The 15,891-nt window shown below is 54.7% G+C and carries 15 protein-coding genes; 13 read left to right on the top strand and 2 right to left on the bottom strand.

The window, feature by feature from the left end:
• From AUP42_RS00735 to AUP42_RS00685, 12 genes are all read left to right on the top strand, one after another.
• Positions 1-1,665, top strand: coding sequence for an MFS transporter (locus tag AUP42_RS00735; RefSeq protein WP_062947944.1), 1,665 nt, complete (start codon positions 1-3; stop codon positions 1,663-1,665).
• Complete coding sequence (locus AUP42_RS00730) at positions 1,662-1,889, top strand: XapX domain-containing protein (protein WP_062947943.1); 228 nt, start codon at positions 1,662-1,664, stop codon at positions 1,887-1,889. The genes AUP42_RS00735 and AUP42_RS00730 overlap by 4 nt, the downstream gene beginning before the upstream one ends.
• Positions 1,886-2,065: a DUF1427 family protein gene (locus AUP42_RS00725; RefSeq protein ID WP_082824630.1), complete on the top strand. Its 180-nt coding sequence runs from the start codon at positions 1,886-1,888 to the stop codon at positions 2,063-2,065. The genes AUP42_RS00730 and AUP42_RS00725 overlap by 4 nt, the downstream gene beginning before the upstream one ends.
• Positions 2,062-2,502: a DoxX family protein gene (locus AUP42_RS00720; protein WP_062947941.1), complete on the top strand. Its 441-nt coding sequence runs from the start codon at positions 2,062-2,064 to the stop codon at positions 2,500-2,502. The genes AUP42_RS00725 and AUP42_RS00720 overlap by 4 nt, the downstream gene beginning before the upstream one ends.
• Before the next feature lie 64 nt (positions 2,503-2,566).
• Positions 2,567-3,961 carry an alginate export family protein gene (locus tag AUP42_RS00715; protein ID WP_082824629.1) on the top strand — a complete coding sequence of 465 codons (1,395 nt, stop codon included), beginning with the start codon at positions 2,567-2,569 and terminating at the stop codon, positions 3,959-3,961.
• Positions 3,962-5,055: 1,094 nt separating this feature from the next.
• Positions 5,056-5,193 (top strand): hypothetical protein, encoded by a 138-nt coding sequence (locus AUP42_RS21320; RefSeq protein WP_156484546.1) that lies wholly within the window; start codon positions 5,056-5,058, stop codon positions 5,191-5,193.
• A 462-nt stretch (positions 5,194-5,655) separates the two neighbouring features.
• Complete coding sequence (gene kdpF / locus AUP42_RS22030; RefSeq protein ID WP_082824628.1) at positions 5,656-5,742, top strand: K(+)-transporting ATPase subunit F; 87 nt, start codon at positions 5,656-5,658, stop codon at positions 5,740-5,742.
• Between the two features lie 13 nt (positions 5,743-5,755).
• Complete coding sequence (kdpA, locus tag AUP42_RS00705; protein ID WP_062947935.1) at positions 5,756-7,465, top strand: potassium-transporting ATPase subunit KdpA; 1,710 nt, start codon at positions 5,756-5,758, stop codon at positions 7,463-7,465.
• 17 nt (positions 7,466-7,482) lie between these two features.
• Positions 7,483-9,516, top strand: a complete 2,034-nt coding sequence (gene kdpB, locus AUP42_RS00700; protein WP_062947933.1) for a potassium-transporting ATPase subunit KdpB — start codon at positions 7,483-7,485, stop codon at positions 9,514-9,516.
• Between the two features lie 13 nt (positions 9,517-9,529).
• Positions 9,530-10,096 carry a potassium-transporting ATPase subunit KdpC gene (gene kdpC, locus AUP42_RS00695; RefSeq protein WP_007089842.1) on the top strand — a complete coding sequence of 189 codons (567 nt, stop codon included), beginning with the start codon at positions 9,530-9,532 and terminating at the stop codon, positions 10,094-10,096.
• 208 nt (positions 10,097-10,304) lie between these two features.
• Positions 10,305-13,034 carry a sensor histidine kinase gene (locus AUP42_RS00690; protein ID WP_062947931.1) on the top strand — a complete coding sequence of 910 codons (2,730 nt, stop codon included), beginning with the start codon at positions 10,305-10,307 and terminating at the stop codon, positions 13,032-13,034.
• Position 13,035: 1 nt separating this feature from the next.
• On the top strand, positions 13,036-13,719 hold the full coding sequence (locus AUP42_RS00685) for a response regulator (RefSeq protein ID WP_062947929.1): 684 nt from the start codon (positions 13,036-13,038) through the stop codon (positions 13,717-13,719).
• Positions 13,720-13,801: 82 nt separating this feature from the next.
• Here the strand turns inward: AUP42_RS00685 and AUP42_RS00680 are convergent, their stop codons facing one another.
• Positions 13,802-14,608: an oxidoreductase gene (locus AUP42_RS00680; protein WP_062947927.1), complete on the bottom strand. Its 807-nt coding sequence runs from the start codon at positions 14,606-14,608 to the stop codon at positions 13,802-13,804.
• 179 nt (positions 14,609-14,787) lie between these two features.
• Here AUP42_RS00680 and AUP42_RS21145 point away from each other — a divergent pair, with 179 nt between their 5' ends.
• Positions 14,788-15,075, top strand: coding sequence for a hypothetical protein (locus tag AUP42_RS21145; RefSeq protein ID WP_082824627.1), 288 nt, complete (start codon positions 14,788-14,790; stop codon positions 15,073-15,075).
• 55 nt (positions 15,076-15,130) lie between these two features.
• Here AUP42_RS21145 and AUP42_RS00675 read toward each other — a convergent pair whose 3' ends face one another.
• Entirely contained in the window at positions 15,131-15,703 is a 573-nt protein-coding gene (locus AUP42_RS00675; protein WP_062947926.1) for a TetR/AcrR family transcriptional regulator, read from the bottom strand.
• Positions 15,704-15,891: the final 188 nt, after the last annotated feature.

Raw genomic sequence — 15,891 nt, 5'->3', positions numbered from 1 at the left:
ATGGAAAATAACGCAAACCCAAAACAGACTGAAGGTATGCCCGGCATACCTTCCTCCCCTTGGGAGCCGTTCCGGTTTCGCGCCTTCACTGTTTTGTGGGTCGCGACGGTGGTTTCAAATATCGGCACATGGATGAATGATGTCGGTGCCGGTTGGTTGATGGCATCGCTTGATCCATCACCTGCCGCAGTATCGCTTGTTCAGGCGGCAACGACCCTTCCGGTTTTCCTGTTCGCCCTCCTAGCGGGGGCGCTGGCCGACATGTTTGACCGGCGGAAACTACTGGTTCTTGTAAATCTGGTTATGGCGGGAACGGCGACGGCTTTTGCCCTGCTGGTTTATCTTGAAGCAGCGACGCCAAGCGTTCTTATTGGTGTGACTTTCATTTTGGGAACTTGTGCGGCGTTCGTTGCCCCTGCATGGCAGGCAATCGTACCGTCGCTTGTGCCCAAACATGCATTGCAGGCAGCCATTGCCCTGAATTCCACCGGTATCAATGTCAGCCGTGCGATTGGTCCGGCCTTGGCCGGAGTACTTATCGTTTCGGTCGGGATTTATGCGCCCTTTGCACTTAATGCCATCAGTTTTATCGGTATTATCCTTGCCCTGTTTACCTGGAAGGCAACACAGGAAAACAGTTCGACGCTGCCGCGTGAACATGTTCTTCCGGCAATCGTCGCCGGTGTGCGCTATGCGCTGCACAGCGCGCCCTTAAAAGCGACCCTTATCCGGGCTGTGGTATTCTTCCTGTTTGCGTCTGCTTATTGGGCCTTGCTGCCACTGATTGCCAAAACATCACTTGGCGGGGACGCCAGCAGTTATGGCACGCTGGTCGGTGCCGTGGGCGTCGGTGCTGTTTTAGGGGCGTTGCTGCTTCCAAAAATGCGCCGTCGTTTCGGACCTGATGTTGTTGCGATGGCCGGAACCATTGGGACGGCGTGTGTGCTTGTCGTCTTTGCTGTGGTACCCAATCTGGTCGCAGCAGCGGCGGGATCTTTGCTCGCAGGTGCGTCATGGATTGCGGTTCTGTCGACATTGAATTCGTCGGCTCAGACTGCATTGCCATCCTGGGTGCGGGCGCGCGGTTTATCCGTTTTCATCACGGTGTTCTTCGGGGCGATGTCACTGGGCAGTATCGTTTGGGGACAGATTGCCGAAGTACTTGGAATACCAAGTGCGTTGATGATTGCAGCCGCTGGGGCCGTGATCCTGATCCCGATCACATGGTCTATGAAGCTGGGGCAGGGTGAAAAGCTTGATCTTGCGCCTTCGGCACATTGGCCATCACCGGTCGTGGTGCATGAGAATGCCGGTGAACGCAGCCCGGTAATGACCATGATCGCCTATCAGGTACCGGCAGAGAACCACCAGCGGTTTCTGGAATTGGCAAAGAACCTGTCCCATGCACGGAAACGTTCAGGCGCATATAGCTGGGGCATCATGCAGAACGCTGAACATCCGGATCAGTTCACGGAGTATTTCCTTGAAACATCGTGGCTGAACCATCTGCGCCATCATGAACGTGTCTCGGGCTCGGACCGCGTTATCCAGGACGAAATCCGCACATTGCTGATCCCTAATACTAAACCAGCCGTTTCCCATTTGTTGGGAGCCACGGCACCGGTGAAACCGAAATCGGGGAAATCGAAAGGATCAAAGAAATGAAAGCGCTTCTTGGAATACTGGTCGCTTTATCCATTGGTGTTGTGTGTCGCCTGGCGGCATTGCCGCTTCCGGCGCCGCCGGTGATTGTTGGCGCCCTATTGGTGGTCGCGATGACGACAGGATACATCCTGATTGATCGCCTATTTGAACACCGTGAATGCAAAACGCGCGCAATGTGCGGTGGCCCGACGGGCCATGCCTCTGGCGCAGGAGAAAAACAATGATTTCCGATATCCTTCTTGGTCTGGGCATGGGGCTTTTCATCGGAGCCGGGTGCCGATGGTTTGATGTTCCCTTGCCAGCACCGCCCAAAATGGTCGGCGCACTTCTGGTTGTTGCGATGACTCTTGGCTTCCTCGGCGCAGATATCGCCCTTGCTGAATTTGGGATGGCGTCATGATGTCTGTTACATTCAAAGGTCATTCGCAGACCCCTGACTCAAGCGCATATAGTTGGGTATGCCTGATGGCAAGACTGTGTCTCGCCGCTGTCTTCCTCTATAGCGGCTCGACCAAACTGATCCATTGGCAGGCTGCGATTTCGGAGTTCGAAGGCCTTAGCCTCCCGCTACCCGCTGTGGCGGTTGCGTTGACGGTGGCCGTGCAACTCCTCGGCGGCCTCGCCGTAGCGCTCGGATGGAGAGTTCGTCTGGCGGCTCTGGCTCTTGCGATCTTCACGGTGATCGCAACGCTGATCGGTCATCCTTTCTGGAACTTCGAAGGTCCAGAACTGCAACACCAATTGACCACGATGTTAGAACACCTGGCCATTGTCGGAGGCTTCCTTTTACTTGCGGCCAATGGTCCTGGCCATCTGTCTGCAGGGCGTGGGGAATAGGTCGGATGATTATCATCACAAACCTTCACATCACTGAAGTGTTGGTCTTCGATTTAGGTGGCCTATGAAATCGGGAGTAATCGTCGCAGCCACGGCCATTCTGTCGGTCTCTTGGGATGTTTCGGCCGAGGAGCACGCGCGGCCAGGGTTCGAGAAATTCCGTTTCGAGGAGAATTATGGGTTTCTGAACTCTTCTGATATGCCACCTGATCCGTTCGATCCGTTCAAATACATCAAATTGGGCGGAGATCCGGATAAATATCTCAGTCTCGGTGGCTCCATTCGTGAGCGCTACGAATATACAAATAACCCTGTATTTGGTGATGATTCTCAGGACGAGAACGGTGTTTGGCTTCAGCGCGCCAATCTGCATGCCGATATGCATCTCGGACCTTATCTGCGTGTGTTCAGTGAACTATCGAGCGCGATAGAGGAAGGTCGGGCTGGCGGACCGAGCCCCGTTGATGAAAACAAACTCGACTTACAGAACGCCTTTGCCGATCTTTCCTTTGGTCTTGGCGGAAATGGCGATATGACAATTCGTGCCGGCCGTCAGGAACTAGAGTTCGGATCTGGTCGTTTGGTCGACACGCGTGAAGGCACCAATGTGCGGCGAACGTTTGACGGTTTTCGCGGGGGAGTTGACCTTCCGGGTTGGAAAGTTGATACGGTGGCAGTTCGACCACGCCGCGATCATGACGGTGTGTTCGATGACGAGACCAACGACGACGAGGCTCTCTGGGGTGTTTATGCCGTCGGTCAGCCAGACCTGCTGCTCGTGGGCACACTTGATCTCTATTATTTGGGATTTCACGATGACTTCGGCAATTTTGTCCAGGCTGTCGAAAACGAAAAGCGGCACACAGTCGGTGCGCGGATTTCGGGCAACACTAGGGGGTGGGATTGGAACTGGGAAGCTGCCTACCAGTTTGGCTCATTCGGTGATGGCGACATTGCTGCCTGGACGCTAGCCGGCGATACCGGTTTCACCTTCGAAGAGGCGCCGCTTCTGCCGCGCTTTGGACTTCGGGCGAATATAGCAAGTGGTGACGATGACCCGAACGATTCCGATCTTCAAACCTTCAATCCGCTGTTTCCTCGCGGAAATTATTTCAGCCAGGCCGCAGTTTTGGGGCCGCGAAACTTCTTTAATGTAAACCCCCATTTGAATCTTCAGGTAACCGACAGTTTTTCTCTCAATTCGGATGTCAACTTTTACTGGCGTCTTGAGAAAAACGACGGCGTCTACAGTCCGTCGGGGCAGGTCATACGAGAGCCAGGCGGTAGCGACGCCCGATATGTTGCCACAGGCATTTCGGTCGAAGCTGTCTGGGCGCTCATGAATAATGTCGACTTCACGGCCATCTACACACGCCTTGAACCCGGGGCCTTCATCCGTCAGACCGGTGAAAGCAAGGCTGTCGATTTTCTCGAACTGACTGCGCGCTTTCGATTTTGAGGATGTTGATGATCGACAACGTAACGTTTTGTCTCACGGATCAGAAATGTTGACTAAGGCATGGCCGATGTCTGGCTCGACATCGACGGGTTTCTGACGCTTTCGTCGGAAAGTGGCAAGGAGGGGCGAGCTGCCCGTATCAAGTTGAACATTCCGGCCCTGCTTGCATGGATCGTTTGTCGGGGTGTTTGTTCTTAATGGCACGAAAATGCTACTAGACCTCGCTGGCAGGATTCCCGAATGCACCGACTTTCATTTTTTGAGCCCCTAAAAGTGACTGCGAGAGAAATGTCATCTTTTCTGTCAATTCTGCAGCTTTTTGTCAGCTTATGTGTCAATCCGTGCCAACTTATCTGGCAATCGAAAATGCTAACCAATTGATTTTTTAAGAAGTCGAATGTCACCTTTTGTGGCACCTGACAATACATATGATTAACTTGTTGGTATTAAACGGTTAATTGGTGATTGTGTCCCACGATTTTAACGTCGTGGGGCACATTTCCCTAAAATGCCTACCAAATTTTCGTAAAAGTTCTTGATTTGTTCTTTTGTTTGTGGCATAAGAGAAAAGTCAACGGGAGAAATGCACCCGGACCGAAACCCGCGAGGCCTTGTGCCTCGCGGGTTTTTGCGTTTTGGGTCGGATCAAGGAGGTAATCAGGATGCAGCGGCAAAGACGCGGATATCGACACGGGCAGGGCGGCGGGGTGCTCCGCAGGATACGGGTCGGCGGATGGCGGAGCCATTATGGCGGCATTCTGCCCGAGGATTAGGACTGGGAACTAACCCGATCATTTGCCATGACGGGAGAGGTGCGTCTTGTTGGAGAGGGAGCATTAAATTTGCCGGGAGCGGCAGGAATGGCAGGAGGGGGCAGCATTAAGCTATGGCCCGTCAACGGTCGAAAGGTGGGGCCCGTGCGCCCGGAGTTTGTCTGGGATTCCGCTGGTTGCGGGAAGGCCGCCATTGCCAAACGTGACCGGAGTGGGGCCGAAGGCTGTCTGTTGCGAGGATGGCTGCTAATGCCCGAGGTTTATCCGGGCTTCGTTGGTTGCAGGAAATGCCGCCATGGACGGAAGTGGCCGGAGCAGGTCATGAGACGGAAGGCAGTCGATCTGCGCTCCGTTGGCGAGGATGCCGAAGCCCCGGGGGCGTCGGGACTTCCCGGATTGCGGGAAATCCGGTTTTGGCTGATGTACTCAGACGAGCGCGGTCTGCTGATTCTGATTTGAGCGCACCGCTGATGCGCGCTTCAGCTTTCCCGGACATCGTCGGCCTCTTTCTTTGAAGGGTAGTTGCGGGCTGAATTGAAACACTGTTCATCGATCCGGGTAAGTCGCAGATATAAGATCCTCGATCGCTCCTCTTCTCCCCGCGGACAATGAGCTCAACGCATTTAGCGCAGAGTTATCATAATTCGGGGTTATACCCGCTGGTGTGAACGCAAATCAGAGCCGTTTAGAAAGCATTACCGTGCGCTGTCATCGGGATTTTACGCATTTTTTATGCCAAACACCGGCCAGAACATATTTCTGCCATCGCATTTTTACGGCTCTCCCTCCTAGCCTGTAGCAGTTGATCCGAACACAACAGGAGTATCCCATGTTCGATCTGATCTATGCCGTTCTGGCATTGGGTGCCTTTGCCATGTGCGGGCTTGCGGTTCGCGGCTGCGCACGGATCTAGGAGGTTCCATGATCAGTTACATTCTTGGCGGCGCGGTATCGGCCGCGCTTGTTATCTACCTGTTTTACGCCCTGATCCGGGCCGAAAAATTCTAGGACGGAGTTCCCGATGACAACCGATCTCGGCCAGTTCGCGCTTTATTGCGCGATCCTGCTGGCGTGCGCCCCGTTGCTGGGCGGGTATATGTACCGGGTTTACAGCGGGCAGCGGGTTTTGCTGTCCCCCGTTTTCAAGCCGGTTGAGAAAGTCATTTATCGCATTTGCGGTATCGATGCGCAGGCATCGCAACATTGGTCGCGATATGCCGTGACCCTTCTGGCCTTTAATGCTGCCGGATGGGTTTTGCTGTTTGCCATTCTGCGTTTGCAGCATCTTTTGCCGTGGAATCCGGCCGGGCTGGCGCCGATGTCGTCCGATCTGGCGTTCAACACGGCGGTCAGTTTTGTCACCAATACCAACTGGCAGGCCTATGGCGGCGAAACCTCACTGTCCTATTTCAGTCAGATGGTCGGACTGACCATGCAGAACTTTGTCAGTGCATCAACGGGCATGGCGGTTGCCGTTGCGGTGATCCGCGGGTTTGCGGGACGCAAGGTTCGTGATCTTGGCAACTTCCATGTCGATATGACGCGCGGGGTTCTTTACATTCTGCTGCCGCTTTCGATTATCGCAGCAATTTTCCTGATGTCGCAGGGTATTCCGCAGAACCTGAATTCCTATGTCGATGCAACCACGCTTGAGGGCACAAAGCAGGTTCTGGCGCAGGGGCCGGCCGCATCGCAGATCGCGATCAAACAGCTTGGCACCAATGGTGGCGGCTTCTTTAACGTCAATTCATCGCATCCATACGAAAACCCCACAGCGCTGAGCAATCTGCTTCAGATGGTTTATATCCTGCTGATCCCGGCGGCATTCTGCTTCCTGTTTGGCAAGATGGTTAATGACAAGCGCCAGGGCATTGCGATTTTCGCGGTGATGGCCGTGCTGTTTGTCGGTGGATTTGCCGCAACCTATAGTGCGGAAAAGGCAGGCAATGCGTTGCTGACAAATTCCAGCACGATTATTGCCGATCCGGGCAATATGGAAGGCAAGGAAACCCGTTTCGGTATCCTGAATTCCACCCTGTGGGCGACAGCGACAACTGCTGCGTCGAACGGATCGGTCAATGCCATGCATGACAGTCTGACACCGCTTGGCGGCATGGTCACGATGCTGAACATGCAGCTTGGTGAAATCGTCTATGGCGGTGTTGGCGCCGGTTTCTACGGCATGCTGCTGTTTGTTGTTCTGACGGTCTTCATTGCCGGACTTATGGTAGGGCGGACGCCGGAATATCTGGGCAAGAAGATCGAAGCCCGCGAGATCAAGCTGGCTGTTCTGGCCATCCTGACCATGCCGATCGGCATTCTGGTATTCGGGGCTTTGTCTGCCACCGTTCCGGTCGCTATGACGGCAGTACAGGATGCCGGTCCGCACGGGCTTTCGGAAATCCTTTATGCCTATAGCTCGGCGACGGGCAATAACGGCTCGGCCTTTGCCGGGTTCGGGGCCGGAATGCCGTTCCATACTACCTTGCAGGGCATTGCGATGCTGCTGGGGCGTTATGGCTTCATCATTCCGATCCTGGCGATTGCCGGGTCGCTCGGGACGAAGAATGTCGTTCCGGTTTCGGGCGGCACATTCCCGACCCATGGTCCGCTTTTCGTTACCCTTCTGATTGCCGTCATTCTGATTGTCGGCGGCCTCACTTTCTTCCCGGCACTGGCACTCGGCCCGATTGCGGAGCATTTCGCAATGTTGGCCGGAATTGCCTACTGACCGGAGGAGTACAGAAAATGAAGAAAACAGAAAATTCCCGTCTTCTGGACGGGGCGCTTGTCCGGGCTGCCAGTATTGAGGCGTTTCGCAAGCTTGATCCGCGGATCATGATCCGCAATCCGGTGATGTTCATGGTCGAAGCCGGTGCAGTGATGGCAACTGTCATCAGCATTCATACAGGCATGACGGGCGGTCCGGACCTGTCGGCCCTGATCCAGATTACCGTCTGGCTTTGGTTTACCGTCCTGTTTGCCAATTTTGCCGAGGCGGTCGCCGAAGGTCGTGGCAAGGCACGTGCCGATAGCCTGCGGTCAACCAATAAGGAAACCCAGGCAAAAAAGCTCCGCAACGGGGAAAAGACCGCCGTTGAAATGGTCGCAAGCAGCCGTCTTTCGCCCGGTGACTTTGTACTGGTCGAGGCGGGCGATGTCATCCCGGTCGATGGCGAGATCGTCGAAGGGATTGCTTCGGTCGATGAATCTGCGATTACCGGTGAATCTGCCCCGGTCATCCGCGAAAGTGGCGGGGACCGGTCCGCGGTAACCGGCGGAACGCGGATTGTGTCGGACTGGCTTAAAGTCCGTGTTACCGCCAAACCGGGCGAAAGCTTCCTTGATCGCATGATCGCCATGGTTGAGGGCGCGCAGCGTCAGAAAACACCAAACGAGATCGCGCTTAATATCCTGCTGGTCGGCATGTCGATCATCTTCCTGATCGTCGTTGTCACGCTTGAGCCGTTCGCGCTGTTCTCGGGGACGTCGATCCCGATGGCGTTTCTGATTGCGTTGCTGGTGACCTTGATCCCGACGACAATTGGCGGGTTGCTGTCTGCCATCGGGATTGCCGGTATGGACCGTTTGGTCAAGGCCAATGTCATCGCCAAGTCCGGGCGTGCGGTTGAGGCATCGGGCGATGTCGATACGCTGCTGCTTGATAAAACCGGAACCATTACTTTTGGCAACCGTATGGCCGACGAATTTGTGCCACTCAAAGGCATCACGGACCGGGAAGTGGCGGAAGCCGCGGCAATCGCATCGCTTGCCGATGACACGCCAGAGGGCAAATCGATTGTCGAACTGGCGGGCAAGCTGTTTGACTTCCGGGGCGACAAATCGAAACTGTCCAAGGCGATTGCCTTTAGTGCCGAAACCCGTATGTCCGGTGCGGATATCGGTGCGGATGAATATCGTAAAGGTGCCGGGGATGCGATGCGGGCATATACCGAAGCGGGCCCGCAGGTTGCCGAACTTGGCCGGATCGTTGATGGCATCGCCAAATCAGGTGGCACGCCGCTTGTGGTCGCGAAAAACCACAAGATCATGGGTGTCATTCATCTGAAAGACATCATCAAGCCGGGCATTCGTGAACGGTTTGCTGAACTGCGTGCCATGGGCATCCGGACCGTCATGATTACGGGGGACAACCCGTTAACGGCGGCCGCAATCGCTGCCGAGGCTGGGGTGGATGATTTTCTGGCCGAGGCAACGCCGGAGAAGAAACTGGAACTGATCCGTCAGGAACAGGAAGGCGGGCGTCTGGTGGCGATGTGCGGTGACGGATCGAACGATGCGCCGGCCTTAGCACAGGCAGATGTCGGGGTTGCGATGAATGATGGCACCCAGGCCGCACGCGAGGCGGGCAACCTTGTCGACCTTGATAGTGATCCGACCAAGCTGATCGAGATCGTCCAGGTCGGCAAACAGTTGCTGATCAGCAGGGGCGCGTTGACAACATTTTCGATTGCCAACGATGTTGCCAAGTATTTCGCGATCCTGCCCGCGCTTTTCATTGCGGCCTATCCGCAGCTTGGTGCGCTGAACATCATGGGGCTTGCCAGCCCGCAAAGCGCGATCCTTTCGGCGGTGATCTTTAATGCCCTGATCATTATCGCCCTGATCCCGCTGGCTCTGCGCGGGGTACGGTTTACGCCGGGCAGTGCGGCGGCGCTGCTGCGTCGAAATCTTCTGATCTATGGCCTTGGTGGTCTGATCGTTCCCTTTGTCGGCATCAAGGTCATTGACCTTCTGATCAATGCCGTTGGTCTGGTTTAACGGAGAATTTGTCATGTTGAACTTGTTACGTCCGGCCATTGGCATGGCTGCTGTGATGACGGTGATAACCGGTGTTGCCTATCCGCTGGCAATGACCGGGATCGGGCAGGGACTGTTCGCGGAAGAAGCCAATGGCAGCCTGATTGAAAAGAACGGTGTCGTGGTTGGTTCGCGTCTGATCGGCCAGAAGTTTGAAAGCGATCGCTATTTCCATCCGCGCCCTTCCTATGCCGGCGATGGCTATGAGGGCGATAATTCCGGAGGTTCCAACCTTGGGGCGACGAACCGGGAACTGGTCAACGGGATCAAGGCCCGTGCCCTTGACCTTTCGGCGGAAAACGGCAATCGCCCGGTGCCAATAGATTTGCTGACGGCATCGGGCAGCGGACTTGACCCCGATATCTCGCCCGAAAGTGCCCGCTTCCAGATGGAAAGGGTGGCTAAAGCCAGAAACATCCCGCTCAATGACCTGGAGGAACTGGTTGCAGCCCATATTGAAGATAGAACCTTTGGGTTGATCGGAGAGCCGCGGGTCAATGTTCTGATGTTGAATCTGGCTTTGGACGAAATGTCGTCCTGATCCGATGGATTATTCCAAAAATACAGGGTATCGGGCTGTCTTTCGGCAGTCCGGTGCACGGCAAAGACAGGTTCAGCGCGAGGCAGAGGAAATGCGCGCTGTCTGGCTCCGGAACAAGGTGCTGTCAGTCTATCGGCGATTTATCCGGGTGATCCGCCGATGGTTCTGATATGACAGGATAAATACGAAAGGCTTTGATCGACGCAAGATGACCGACGAAGAGGACCGTCCATCCCCCGAAGCCCTGCTGGAACAGACCCGCAAGGATGATCGGGGCAAGCTCAAGATCTTTCTGGGTGCCTATCCGGGCGTCGGAAAGACCTATGCCATGCTTCAGGCCGCGCAGGAACGGCGAAAGGAGGGGCGGGACGTTATTGTCGGCATTGTCGAAACCCACGGGCGCGTGGAAACCGAAAATCTCTTGCGCGGTCTTGAAGCATTGCCGCGCAAGAGGCTTTTGCATCGGGGCCGTGTCTTTGGGGAAATGGACATTGACGCGATCATCTGGCGCAAACCGGAAATCGCCCTTGTTGATGAACTGGCACACACCAATGTGCCGGGCAGCCGCCACGAAAAGCGCTATCAGGATATCGATGAACTGCTTGATGCCGGGATTGATGTCTATACGACGCTGAACATCCAGCATCTTGAAAGCCTGAACGATATTGTCGCCCGGATTTCACGTGTTCGCGTACGCGAAACCCTGCCCGACAGTTTCCTTGAAAAAGCCAATGAAATTGAACTGATTGATCTGCCGCCTGATGATCTTTTGCAAAGACTGCGCGATGGCAAGGTTTATGTCATCGATCAGGTGGGGCGCGCGCTCCGGCATTTCTTCAGCAAGGGAAATCTGACCGCACTTCGTGAACTGGCGATGCGTATTGCCGCCGAACGCATTGATGCGCAGATGCTGGAATATATGCGTACCCATGCGGTCAGCGGCCCATGGCCGACGCAGGACCGCCTGATGGTGTGCCTGAATGAAAGTCCGGTGGCCAAAAAGCTGGTGCGCACGGCCAAGCGGATGGCAGAACGCCAGCGTGTTCCGTGGATCGCCTTGCATGTCGAAACACCACGCGACGACCGGATGGCGAATGCCGAAAAAGATGACATTGCCGAAGCATTGCGTCTGGCGGAACAGTTGGGGGCGGAAATTGTCACGCTTCAGGCGGAATCCCATTTGGCACGCGAGATTTCCGCATTGGCGTCCAAACGCAATGTCACGCGTCTTCTGATCGGGCGGCCAAGGCGAAGACGCTGGACCGGATTGTTGCGCGAAAATGTGGCGCGCAAGCTGCTTGAGAATGCCGAGGGTTTTGATGTTACGGTCATTGCCGCGGACGCGGATGAGAAAAAACGTTCGCTGATCTCGGACAATCCGTTCGAGCCAGGAAGCTGGCGATCACGCAGCCTTTCATGGGTCTTTGGCAGTGTTACTGTGGCAACCGTTGCCGCACTTTTTGCCGACCGCTATGTGCCGCTTGGCAATCTGTCCCTGATTTATCTTCTGGCGGTACTGTTAACTGCAATCCGTTGCGGCATGTGGCCGTCGATTGCCGTCAGTCTACTGTCTTTCATTTCCTACAATTTCTTCTTCACTGTTCCCTATTACACCCTGTCGGTGTTCCATCATGAACAGCTGATTACCATCGTATTTTTCCTGATTGTTTCGGTCATTGTTGGCAATCTGGCAGGACGTCTGCGCCTTCAGGTCGATGCCATGAAAACCAGTGGCAAGCGCACCGCCAATCTTTATGATTTCAGTCGCAAGATTGCGGCGGCGGCCTCGCTTGACGATGTTTTGTGGGCGGCGGTGCATCATGTGGCAGCGACACTTGATTGTCAGTCGATGGTCCTGCAGCCGGGTACGGACGGATCGTTGGAAATTACCGCAGCCTACCCGCCAGAAGACCAGTTGGGGCTAAAGGATTGGGGGGCGGCCGAATGGGCGTGGGAGCATTCCAAACCGGCCGGATGGCGATCGGAAACCCTGCCGACAGCAGAATGGCTATTCATGCCGGTGAATACCCCGCAGGGACCGCTTGGTGTTCTTGGTGTCCGTTTCAGGGAAGATGCACGCACATTGGGGCCTTCCCAGCGTCGCCTGCTTGAGGCGCTTGTCGATCAGGTTGCGGTTGCTGTTGAGCGTACCCGTCTTGCGACCGATATCGAAGAAGCGCGATTGCTGAGCGAGACCGAGCAGCTCCGCGCGGCACTTTTGTCTTCGGTATCGCATGATTTGCGCACCCCACTGGTATCGATCATCGGGTCGGCGACGACATTATCAAGCTATGGCGACAGCATGGGAGAGGAAGATCGCGGGCAGCTTACCCAGACCATCCTTGAGGAAAGCGAACGTCTGAACCGGTTTGTTCAGAACCTTCTGGATATGACGCGGCTTGGCTATGGTGCCTTGCAGCCGAAAAAGGAATGGTCCGATCTGGCCGAGATCATCGGTCGTGCGGTCAAGCATGTCCGTAAATATGCCGGTTTGCGATCCTTTGATGTGCAGGTGTCGCCCGATCTGTCACCGATCCAGCTTGATCCGGTTCTGATCGAACAGGTTCTGTTCAATATTCTTGATAATGCTGTAAAGCATACCGCTGATGATGGTCGGATTACAGTAAGTGCCAAGGCAGATAAAACGCGGATGGTGATCGAGATATCGGATAATGGTCGCGGTATTCCGGCCGAAGCCCGGCAGGCTGTTTTTGATGTTTTCTATCGTGTTCGCGCAGGCGATAGCCAGGTGGCGGGTACGGGGCTTGGATTGTCGATCTGCCGCGGTTTTATCGAGGCGCACGGCGGACGTATCGTTGCACTTGACGGGCCGCAGGGTGTGGGCACAACCATTGCCATAACGCTGCCGATGACCGCGATGCCGACGGTTGCAGAAGATGACGAGGATTTGCAGGATGGCAGTGCGGAAGGAAACTGACATGCGCGATCAGGCCAAAGTGCTGATCATTGATGACGAACCGCAAATTCGCAAATTCCTGCGGATCAGCCTTGGCGCGCAAGGGTATGAGGTGATCGAGGCCGAAAACGGCAAATCCGGCATCGAGAAATGTGCCCTTGAAACCCCGCATCTTGTCATTCTTGATCTTGGACTGCCCGATCTGGATGGGCAGGAGGTTTTGGCGAAAATCCGGGAATGGAGCGAGGTCCCGATTATCGTACTGTCCGTGCGTGCCAATGAGGAAGAAAAAGTGACTGCCTTGGACCGTGGCGCAAACGATTACGTGACCAAGCCGTTCGGAATTGCCGAATTGATCGCACGGGTGCGGGTTATCTTACGCAGCCGCAAATCCGAAGACCTGACCAGTCGCGAGATTGTTTCGGGCGATCTGAAGATCGACCTGGCCGCGCACAGGGTTTTCAAGGGTGAGAACGAATTGAAACTCACCAAAAAGGAGTTCGCACTCCTGACCCTGCTGGCGCGTAACGCGGGGCGTATCGTTACTCATCAACAGATTTTGCGCGAAATCTGGGGACCTGCGCAGGAAAGTGAAACGCATTATCTGCGTATCTATATCGGCCACCTTCGCCAGAAACTTGGCGATGATCCGCTTAACCCCACCTATATTGAAAACGAGCCGGGAGTTGGATATCGGTTTTGTTGATACCGAAGCCTTCCGGAGCTGAAAGTGTGCGAGAGTTTCCTTCCGTCGGTTCTCATAATTCGGGGTTATGGTGCTCGTCCGTTCAGGAAAGCCCAAAGGTCTTTCTGATACCGGAATCCACAGGACCGAACGGCATGAACCGTCGCAACTTGCTTAGAAGCGAGGCCTCGCCTTTTGGTGTCCGTCGCATCCTCCATGTACCCAAGGCTGCATTGAAAATCGTGGTGGCGACTTCATCGGGCTCGGGGGCTTTGTGGACATTCTTTTGAATGGCTTCGAATACCGTATTGCGATCCTTGTCATAGGTTGAGATTGTTGATGCTGTCTGGGGCGCATTGATGTCCATATTGGTCTTGGTGAAGGACGGTTCGACAAGCGATACCCGGATTCCAAACTTGCGGACTTCATGATCCAGAGTCTCCGAGAGGCCTTCAACAGCATGCTTCGATGCTGAATAGAGGCCCATATACGGCGCAGGAAGAAAACCCAGTACCGAGCTGATATTAACAATGCGCCCCGAACCTTGTTCGCGCATGTAGGGCAGGACAGCTTTTACGACGCGCAGGATGCCAAAAACGTTGGTGTCAAATAGCGACTGTGCTTCGGCAATAGAGGTCTCTTCTGTCGCGCCGAGCAGGGTCACGCCCGCACTGTTGATCACGACATCAATGCGATTGGCCTGCGCAATGATGGCTTGAACACCATTTTGAACAGCCGTTTCGTCGCGGACATCCATCTCGATCAGTTCAACGCCTTCTATGGACTGTGCTTTTTCAATATTTCGCACGGTCCCAAAGACCCGGCAGCCCATTTGGGCAAACTTGATGGCAGTAGCGCGGCCAATGCCAGACGATACGCCGGTTACGACCACAACTTTAGAATTCGGCATGGTTGTTCTTTCCTGTTTTGGGGCAATGGAATCCCGAGCTCAGTCCGACTGAGTGAATAGATTTCACCCATACTCTAAAAAGAAGTTAGATTTCAATCGAAATCTAAATAGCTGTCGCAGCAAATGATATGTGATCAGGCAGAGCGTCTGGCTGCTGGGGATTTTTCCCGTCAAATAGCCTGTTCCTTGAGGCGGAGGCTTTTGCGGTCGTGAGGTCCTCTGTCCTGCAGGCAGCAGGGGCGACCCGATGTATTGTGAGTGTGGAGGGAGGTGGCATCGTGCCTGGTCATGCGATAGGAGCGGCGGGTGCGGTCCTGGTCACGCGTGCTACCCACTTCATGATGCATGACAGTGAGAAGAAGGCTGTCACGCTTTGCATTGAGGGAGGGCATAGCATTGGCGCACGAAGCCCCGTGCGCAGGAGCTCTATGCTTGGCAGCGATTTTCGAAATTGCCAGACTTCTTAGGGGACATGTTCGTCCCGACATTCTGTTCTTCGCAAAATGCTTGGTGGTCGCGATCTCAGGCGATTTCCCGGACTTTTTTGGCCGCAGCATCCAGAAATGATTTTGCCATTTCCGGGTCGTTGACAACGCGGGCCAATGTCAGGGCACCAACCATCAGCGACAGGATAGAGATTGATTTTTCTTCCCGCTCTGCCTCGCTGGCTGCCGAAATCATTTGGCCAAGCACGTCAAGATGAGCCTTCACGCCAGCTTCAAATGAAGCTTTGACGTCAGGGCTTTGCCGGGCGGCATCGGCACCAAGAGCGACGATCGGGCAGCCATCCATTCTGGCTTCCTGATGGTCTTCGCTAAGATAAAATGCGATTGCAGCATCAAGCGGATCGTCAGGATTCTTCTCTGCCGCATCGACCCAGCGTTCTGTCGATCCCCCAAGAGCACGTCGCGATGCCTGTGCGACGAGGTCTTCTTTGGAGGCGAACTGTTTGTAGAAAGCGCCCTGAGTTAATCCTGCACTTTTCATCAGGTCCTTGAGGCCAATCCCGTCAAATCCGTGTTCCCGGAACAGACGGCTGGCGACATCAATCACATGTTCGCGGTTTCGGTTGGCTTGCTCACGACTGACACGCATTGTTTGATACCTGTGGTTAGATTTCAACTAACATCTATAAACGTTTTATCATCTCAACGCAAGTGATCGGAGAATGCATCGGCTTTCACAGATGCCCATTGGATAAATAGATTGTGATCGACATCTAAATGAGTTAATGATGTCGTATGTAATCTAATTTGTCGGTTAAGTTTTCCAGTGAAAGGCTC

It is taken from the genome of Thalassospira lucentensis (assembly GCF_001613805.1).
Lineage (GTDB): Bacteria > Pseudomonadota > Alphaproteobacteria > Rhodospirillales > Thalassospiraceae > Thalassospira > Thalassospira lucentensis_A.
The sequence above is the reverse complement of the archived record's forward strand: the minus strand, read 5'-3'. Positions and strand labels throughout refer to the sequence as shown.

Bases quoted from the DNA above. Each gene is read 5' to 3' on its own strand.
- AUP42_RS00720 (WP_062947941.1), top strand. From the start codon at position 2,062: ATGATGTCTGTTACATTCAAAGGTCATTCGCAGACCCCTGACTCAAGC.
- AUP42_RS00675 (WP_062947926.1), bottom strand. From the start codon at position 15,703: ATGCGTGTCAGTCGTGAGCAAGCCAACCGAAACCGCGAACATGTGATT.
- AUP42_RS00725 (WP_082824630.1), top strand. From the start codon at position 1,886: ATGATTTCCGATATCCTTCTTGGTCTGGGCATGGGGCTTTTCATCGGA.
- AUP42_RS00685 (WP_062947929.1), top strand. From the start codon at position 13,036: ATGCGCGATCAGGCCAAAGTGCTGATCATTGATGACGAACCGCAAATT.
- AUP42_RS00715 (WP_082824629.1), top strand. From the start codon at position 2,567: ATGAAATCGGGAGTAATCGTCGCAGCCACGGCCATTCTGTCGGTCTCT.
- kdpC (WP_007089842.1), top strand. From the start codon at position 9,530: ATGTTGAACTTGTTACGTCCGGCCATTGGCATGGCTGCTGTGATGACG.
- kdpA (WP_062947935.1), top strand. From the start codon at position 5,756: ATGACAACCGATCTCGGCCAGTTCGCGCTTTATTGCGCGATCCTGCTG.
- kdpB (WP_062947933.1), top strand. From the start codon at position 7,483: ATGAAGAAAACAGAAAATTCCCGTCTTCTGGACGGGGCGCTTGTCCGG.
- AUP42_RS21320 (WP_156484546.1), top strand. From the start codon at position 5,056: ATGAGACGGAAGGCAGTCGATCTGCGCTCCGTTGGCGAGGATGCCGAA.
- AUP42_RS00680 (WP_062947927.1), bottom strand. From the start codon at position 14,608: ATGCCGAATTCTAAAGTTGTGGTCGTAACCGGCGTATCGTCTGGCATT.
- AUP42_RS00735 (WP_062947944.1), top strand. From the start codon at position 1: ATGGAAAATAACGCAAACCCAAAACAGACTGAAGGTATGCCCGGCATA.
- AUP42_RS00730 (WP_062947943.1), top strand. From the start codon at position 1,662: ATGAAAGCGCTTCTTGGAATACTGGTCGCTTTATCCATTGGTGTTGTG.
- AUP42_RS00690 (WP_062947931.1), top strand. From the start codon at position 10,305: ATGACCGACGAAGAGGACCGTCCATCCCCCGAAGCCCTGCTGGAACAG.
- kdpF (WP_082824628.1), top strand. From the start codon at position 5,656: ATGATCAGTTACATTCTTGGCGGCGCGGTATCGGCCGCGCTTGTTATC.